The sequence below is a fragment of the Streptomyces swartbergensis genome, from assembly GCF_002148965.1.
GTDB classification, from domain to species: Bacteria; Actinomycetota; Actinomycetes; order Streptomycetales; family Streptomycetaceae; genus Streptomyces; species Streptomyces swartbergensis.
Genome location: NZ_NGFN01000427.1, coordinates 1 through 6,699 on the forward strand (window position 1 = coordinate 1; position 6,699 = coordinate 6,699).

Sequence of the window (6,699 nt, forward strand, 5' to 3'; positions counted from 1 at the left end):
GGCCGCCACCGGCCGCACGACTGAGGCTTCGGGACWCCGTAGCCCCTGGTGGGCGGTTTGTGGATGTGTCGTGACGAAATGAGCAGGAACGTTGCGGCAGATACGCGGCGAGGCCGTGCGCCTTCGGGCCCGCCGTGTGTGACGCCGCCGCCTCGTGGACCGCGCTGTCGGCGTCGAGGTCACTCGCCTTACACTCCGGGAGTGACCGTCACCGCAACCTCCGTCGGCGAGTCGGACCAGCTGGAGCTGCGGATCGCGCCCGAGGCGCGCGTCCGGGCCTGGCGGCTCGGGCGCCTCCTCCCGGCCGCCGCAGCCGCGCTCTCCGGCCTGCTCCTCTACGTCAGCTTCCCGCCCCGCACCCTGTGGTGGCTGGCCCTGCCGGCCTTCGCGATCTTCGGCTGGGTGCTGCGCGGCCGCGGCTGGAAGGCGGGGCTCGGCCTCGGCTACCTCTGCGGGCTCGGCTTCCTGCTGCCGCTGCTGGTGTGGACCGGAGTGGAGGTCGGTCCGGGCCCCTGGCTCGCCCTCGTGGCGATCGAGGCGGTCTTCGTCGCGCTGGTCGGCGCGGGTGTCGCCGCCGTGTCGAAGCTGCCCGGATGGCCGGTGTGGGCGGCCGCTGTGTGGATCGCCGGTGAGGCGGCACGCGCGCGCGTGCCGTTCGAGGGCTTCCCCTGGGGGAAGATCGCGTTCGGGCAGGCGGACGGTGTGTTCCTCCCGCTCGCCGCGGTGGGCGGCACCCCGGTGCTCGGCTTCGCGGTGGTCCTGTGCGGCTTCGGACTGTACGAAGTCGTCCGCCTCGCGGTGGAGACCCGGCGGACCGGGACGGTGCGGCGGGCCGCGGCGGCCGTGGGTCTGCTGAGCCTGGCCGTCCCGGTCGTCGGCGCCGTCGCCGCCCGGCCGCTGGTCAGCGACAAGGCCGAGGACGGCAGCGTCACCGTCGGCGTGGTCCAGGGCAATGTGCCGCGGGCGGGGCTCGACTTCAACTCCCAGCGGCGGGCCGTTCTGGACTACCACGCGCGCGAGACCGAACGCCTGGCCGCGGAGGTCAAGGCCGGCAAGGTCGCGAGGCCCGACTTCGTGCTGTGGCCGGAGAACTCCTCCGACATCGACCCCTTCGCCAACCCCGACGCCCGCGCCGTCATCGACACGGCGGCCAAGGCCGTCGGCGTGCCCATCTCGGTCGGCGGCGTCGTCGAACGGGACGGCAAGCTCTACAACGAGCAGATCCTGTGGGATCCGGCGAAGGGCCCCGTCGACACCTACGACAAGCGGCAGATCCAGCCGTTCGGCGAGTACCTGCCGTTCCGTTCGCTGATCGGGGCGATCAACAGCAACTGGACCTCGATGCAGCGCCAGGACTTCAGCCGGGGCACCAAGCCGGGCGTGTTCACCATGGACGGTGCCAAGGTCGGCCTCGTCACCTGCTATGAGGCGGCCTTCGACTGGACCGTGCGTTCGGAGGTCACCGACGGCGCCCAGATGATCTCCGTGCCGAGCAACAACGCCACCTTCGACCGCAGCGAGATGACCTACCAGCAGCTCGCCATGTCCCGGGTCCGCGCGGTCGAGCACAGCCGGACCGTGACCGTGCCGGTGACCAGCGGCGTCAGCGCGATCATCATGCCGGACGGGAAGATCACGCAGAAGACCGGCATGTTCGTCGCCGACTCACTGGTGCAGAAGGTACCGCTGCGCTCCTCGCAGACCCCCGCCACACAGCTGGGCATCCTGCCGGAGATCGCCCTCGTGCTGGTCGCGGCCGGCGGACTGGGCTGGGCCGTCGGCGCCGGTCTGCGCGGGCGACGCGCCGGTGACGTGTAGCCGTACGCCGGACGCACGCCGCATGGAAGGCGCGGGGCCGCCGGAAGCTGCCCATTAGGGTCGGCGGCATGGCTACTCCCGACTTCATCCGCACGCTCCGCGCCTCGGCCGGTCATCAGCTGCTCTGGCTCCCCGGAGTCACCGCTCTCGTCTTCGACGACGAGGGCAGAGTGCTGCTCAACCGCCGGGCCGACACGCGCAAGTGGTCCGTGCTCGCGGGCATCCCGGACCCGGGGGAGCAGCCGGCGGCCTGCGCGGTGCGGGAGGTCTACGAGGAGACGGCCGTGCGCTGTGTCGCCGAACGGGTCGTCCTCGTCCAGGCACTGGACCCCGTCACGTACGAGAACGGCGACGTCTGCCAGTACATGGACATCACGTTCCGTTGCCGGGCCGTCGGTGGCGAGGCGCGGGTCAACGACGACGAGTCGCTGGACGTGGGCTGGTTCGACATCGATGCCCTGCCCGAGCTGAACGAGTTCGGGCTGTTGCGGATCAAGCAGGCCCTATCAGACGCCCCCACATGGTTCGACCCCACTGCAGCCGGCTGAACTGTAGGGCGTGACCACATGGGGCGCGGCAGGAGCGCTGCCTAGGGTCGAGGCATGACCGCGCCTCATGTCCTTCCGGCACCCCACGCCTCCCCGCTCGACCTCGGCGGCCGCACCGCGCTCGTCACCGGCGCTGCCGGCGGCATCGGCCGCGCCTGCGCGCTGCGGCTCGCGGCCGCCGGGGCGAAGGTGAGAGCGGTCGACCGGGACGCCGCGGGCCTGGAGGCGCTCGCCGGACAGGGCCGTGACCTCGCGGGCACCGTGGAACCGAACGTCCTCGACCTCACCGACCTGGACGCCGCCGAACTCGCCGCCGCGGGCACCGACGTCCTCGTCAACAACGCCGGGATCCAGCTCGTGCGCCCCATCGAGGAGTTCCCGCCCGACGTCTTCCACACGGTGCTCACCGTGATGCTGGAGGCACCCTTCCGGCTCATCCGCGGTGCCCTGCCCCACATGTACGGACAGGGATGGGGCCGCATCGTGAACGTGTCGTCCGTCCACGGGCTGCGCGCCTCGGCCTACAAGTCGGCCTATGTGGCCGCCAAACACGGGCTGGAGGGACTCTCCAAGACCACCGCCCTCGAAGGCGCACCCCACGGTGTCACCTCCAACTGTGTGAACCCCGCCTATGTGCGCACCCCACTGGTCGAGAAGCAGCTCGCCGACCAGGCCCGGGCGCACGGCATCCCCGAGGAGCGCGTCCTGTCCGAGGTGCTGCTCCAGGACAGCGCCGTCAAGCGGCTCATCGAACCGGAGGAGGTCGCCGAGGCCGTGGCGTACCTGTGCGGTCCGCAGGCGTCCTTCGTGACCGGTACCTCGCTCGTGCTCGACGGCGGCTGGACCGCCCACTGAGCGGCCCCGAGCGCCCCTGGGGACTTATCCACAGGGCTGACGGGACGGCCCGGTCATGGTGAATCCTGTGAGCATGTCCAGCGATCACGTGCAGTCAGCCGAGCGCTCCGCCGGCCTCGCCGAACCGCCACCGGCCGCCGCGGAGACGCCGTATCTTGAGCTCCTGGCCCGGGGCGCGTCCGCCGACGCCTACGAGCAGCCGGTGCTGCTCGCGCGCGCCGAAGGGCGTCCGGCGGAGTGGATCGCCGCGCTCCAGCGGGCCAAGCCGCTCGCCCTGCGCGTCCGTTCGGAGCTGGAGGGACGGCGCCGCCGCGAGGCCGAGCTGTCCGCACTGTTCGAGACCGCCCACGACCTCGCCGGGCTGCGCGACCTGGACGCCGTACTGCAGGCGATCGTGCAGCGCGCCCGGTCGCTGCTGGGCACGGACGTCGCCTACCTCAGCCTGAACGACCCGGCGAGGGGCGACACCTACATGCGGGTCACCGAGGGCTCGGTCGCGGCCCGGTTCCAGCAGCTGCGGCTCGGCATGGGGGAGGGCCTCGGCGGCCTGGTCGCACAGACCGCACGCCCCTATGTCACCGACGACTACTTCAAGGACGACCGCTTCCAGCACACCCGCACCATCGACGCCGGCGTGCGGGACGAGGGGCTCGTCGCCATCCTCGGCGTGCCGCTGACCCTCGGACACCACGTCATCGGCGTGCTGTTCGCCGCCGACCGCCGCGCCCGGGTCTTCGAGCGGGAGCAGATCGCCCTGCTGGGCTCCTTCGCCGCCCTCGCCGCGGCCGCCATCGACACCGCCAACCTGCTCGCCGAGACCCGCTCGGCCCTCGCCGGCCTGGAGCGGGCCAACGAGATCATCCAGGACCGCAGCGGCGTCATCGAACGCGCCTCCGACGTGCACGACCGGCTCGCCGAGCTCGTCCTGCGCGGCGGCGGGGTCCACGACGTGGCCGCCGCCGTCTCCGAGGTCCTCGACGGCACGGTCGAGTTCGCCGAGGCCACCGCGGCACCGGCCGAGGCCCTGGAGGCGTCCCGCGCGGAGGGCCACGCGGTGCGGCACGAGGACGACTGGGTCGCCGCCGTCGCCGCCGGCGGGGAACTGCTCGGCGCGCTCGTGCTGCGCGGCCACCCCGGGCTCGACCCCGTCGACCAGCGCACCCTGGAGCGTGCCGCCATGGTCACCTCCCTGCTGCTCCTGGCCCGCAGATCCGCCGCCGAGGCCGAACAACGCGTCCGCGGCGAGCTCCTGGACGACCTGCTCGACGCCCGCGACCGCGACCCGCGCCTGCTGCGGGAGCGCGCGGCCCGCCTCCACGCCGACCTCGACGCCGTCCACGTCGTCCTGGCCGCGCGTCTGGAGGGCGACGCGCCCGATGCCGACCAGGAGGCGGACGCCCGCAGACGCCTGGCCGCCGCCGCGTCCCACCTCGCCGCGACCCGGCACGGTCTCGCCGCCGCGCGCGACGGCGGCACCGTCCTGCTGCTGCCCCTCGGATCCGGCGACACCGCCACCGAACTGGCCCGTCGCGCCGCCCGGCATCTGGGCACAGCGGTCCACGCACCGGTCACCGTCGGCGCCTCCGCACCCGCGGAGAACCTCGCCACCCGCCCCGACGCAGTGGCCACGGCCTACGCCGAGGCCCGGCGCTGCCTCGACGCCCTGCGGCTCCTCGGCCGCTCCGGCGACGGCGCCGCCGCCGAGGACTTCGGTTTCCTGGGGCTGCTCCTGGCCGGTGACCGGGACATCCCCGGCTTCGTCGACCGCACCATCGGCCAGGTCGTCGCGTACGACCGACGACGCGGCACCGAACTGCTGCGCACCCTTGACGCGTACTTCGCCTGCGGCATGAGTCCCGCCCGCACCAAGGACGAACTGCACGTCCATGTGAACACGGTCGCCCAGCGCTTGGAGCGCGTCGGCCGCCTCCTCGGCGACGACTGGCAGAGCCCGGCCCGCGCCCTGGAGATCCAACTCGCCCTGCGGCTGCACCGGTTGTCGGCGCCGGCACAGCACTGACCCCCGTAGGCGGCCCCCTTGCGCGGGGAGGCGCGCACGGGGGCCGGTGCCGGGACGTCTCAGGGGGTACGGGCGTCCGCCGCCGGTGCCGTGGTCCGGTCCGCGTCGGCGGGAGGGGCGACGTCGGCCAGATCCCGGTGGCGGGTCTCCTCGGCCGCCGCCACCGCGATGACCGTGAGCACGGCGGCGCCGATGACGTACAGGGCGATCGGCGTGGAGCTGCCGTAGTCGGACAGCAGCGCGGTCGCGATCAGCGGCGCGGGCGCACCCGCCGCGACCGAGGCGAACTGGGCACCGATGGACGCGCCGGAGTAGCGCATCCGCGTCGCGAACATCTCGGAGAAGAACGCGGCCTGGGGCGCGTACATCGCCCCGTGCAGCACCAGCCCCACCGTGACGGCGAGGACCAGGCTGCCGAAGCCGCCGGTGTCGATCAGCGAGAAGAACGGGAACATCCACAGCCCGACCCCGACAGCACCGATCAGATACACGGGACGGCGGCCGATCCGGTCGGAGAGCGCGCCCCACGCCGGGATGACGGCGAAGTGCACGGCCGAGGCGATCAGTACGGCGTTGAGCGCGGTCTGCTTGGAGACGCCGGCCGAGGTGGTGGCGTAGACGAGGATGAACGCGGTGATGACGTAGTAGCTGATGTTCTCCGCCATGCGCGCGCCCATCGCGACCAGGACGTCACGCCAGTGATGCCGCAGCACGGCGACCAGCGGCAGCTTCTCGGCAGTGGCGGCCCGGTCCGCCTTGCGGGCCTCGGCCTGCGCCAACGCCTGCTTGAAGACCGGCGATTCATCGACAGACAGACGAATCCACAAACCGACGATCACCAGCACCCCGGAGAGCAGGAACGGGATCCGCCACCCCCAGCTGCCGAACGCGGCGTCCGACAGCACGGCGGTCAGCAGGGACAGCACACCGGTCGCGAGGAGTTGCCCCGCCGGCGCACCGGTCTGCGGCCACGAGGCCCAGAACCCACGCCGCCGCGCGTCCCCGTGCTCCGACACCAGCAGCACGGCACCGCCCCACTCACCGCCGAGCGCGAAGCCCTGCACCAGCCGGAGCACGGTGAGCAGGACCGGTGCGGCCGTCCCTATGGTGGCGTGCGTCGGCAGCAGCCCGATCGCGAAGGTCGCCCCGCCCATCAGCAGCAGACTCAGCACCAGCAGCTTCTTGCGCCCGAGCCGGTCGCCGTAGTGCCCGAACACCAGCGCACCGATCGGCCGGGCGGCGAACCCGACCGCGTACGTCAGGAACGACAGCAGCGTGCCGACGAGCGGGTCGGAGTCCGGGAAGAACAGCTTGTTGAACACGAGCGCGGCGGCGGAGCCGTAGAGGAAGAAGTCGTACCACTCGATGGTGGTGCCGATCAGGCTGGCGGTGACGATGCGCTTGAGGCTGGCGGGGGGTGGGGGAGCGGTCGCGGGGGAGGACATCGGCACCACTTCC

The 6,699-nt window shown here is 72.7% G+C and carries 5 protein-coding genes; 4 read left to right on the forward strand and 1 reads right to left on the reverse strand.

The features are described from left to right. Nucleotides 1-201 precede the first annotated feature (201 nt). The 4 genes from lnt to CA983_RS38825 all read left to right on the forward strand — a co-directional run bounded on the left by lnt (nt 202) and on the right by CA983_RS38825 (nt 5,241). A complete protein-coding gene (gene lnt, locus CA983_RS38810; RefSeq protein WP_086605405.1) occupies nt 202-1,818 on the forward strand; it encodes an apolipoprotein N-acyltransferase in 1,617 nt (538 codons plus the stop codon). Between the two features lie 68 nt (nt 1,819-1,886). Continuing rightward, nucleotides 1,887-2,366 (forward strand): NUDIX hydrolase, encoded by a 480-nt coding sequence (locus CA983_RS38815; RefSeq protein ID WP_086605406.1) that lies wholly within the window; start codon nt 1,887-1,889, stop codon nt 2,364-2,366. Between the two features lie 54 nt (nt 2,367-2,420). After that, nucleotides 2,421-3,221: a 3-hydroxybutyrate dehydrogenase gene (locus tag CA983_RS38820; RefSeq protein ID WP_086605407.1), complete on the forward strand. Its 801-nt coding sequence runs from the start codon at nt 2,421-2,423 to the stop codon at nt 3,219-3,221. A gap of 73 nt (nt 3,222-3,294) precedes the next feature. Beyond that, nucleotides 3,295-5,241, forward strand: a complete 1,947-nt coding sequence (locus tag CA983_RS38825) for a helix-turn-helix domain-containing protein (RefSeq protein WP_086605408.1) — start codon at nt 3,295-3,297, stop codon at nt 5,239-5,241. Between the two features lie 59 nt (nt 5,242-5,300). Here CA983_RS38825 and CA983_RS38830 read toward each other — a convergent pair whose 3' ends face one another. Further along, nucleotides 5,301-6,686 carry an MFS transporter gene (locus tag CA983_RS38830; RefSeq protein ID WP_086605409.1) on the reverse strand — a complete coding sequence of 462 codons (1,386 nt, stop codon included), beginning with the start codon at nt 6,684-6,686 and terminating at the stop codon, nt 5,301-5,303. Nucleotides 6,687-6,699 lie beyond the last annotated feature (13 nt).

Excerpts from the sequence above, each read along its gene's own strand:
- CA983_RS38830 (WP_086605409.1), bottom strand. The coding sequence starts at position 6,686 with ATGTCCTCCCCCGCGACCGCTCCCCCACCCCCCGCCAGCCTCAAGCGC.
- CA983_RS38825 (WP_086605408.1), top strand. The coding sequence starts at position 3,295 with ATGTCCAGCGATCACGTGCAGTCAGCCGAGCGCTCCGCCGGCCTCGCC.
- CA983_RS38820 (WP_086605407.1), top strand. The coding sequence starts at position 2,421 with ATGACCGCGCCTCATGTCCTTCCGGCACCCCACGCCTCCCCGCTCGAC.
- CA983_RS38815 (WP_086605406.1), top strand. The coding sequence starts at position 1,887 with ATGGCTACTCCCGACTTCATCCGCACGCTCCGCGCCTCGGCCGGTCAT.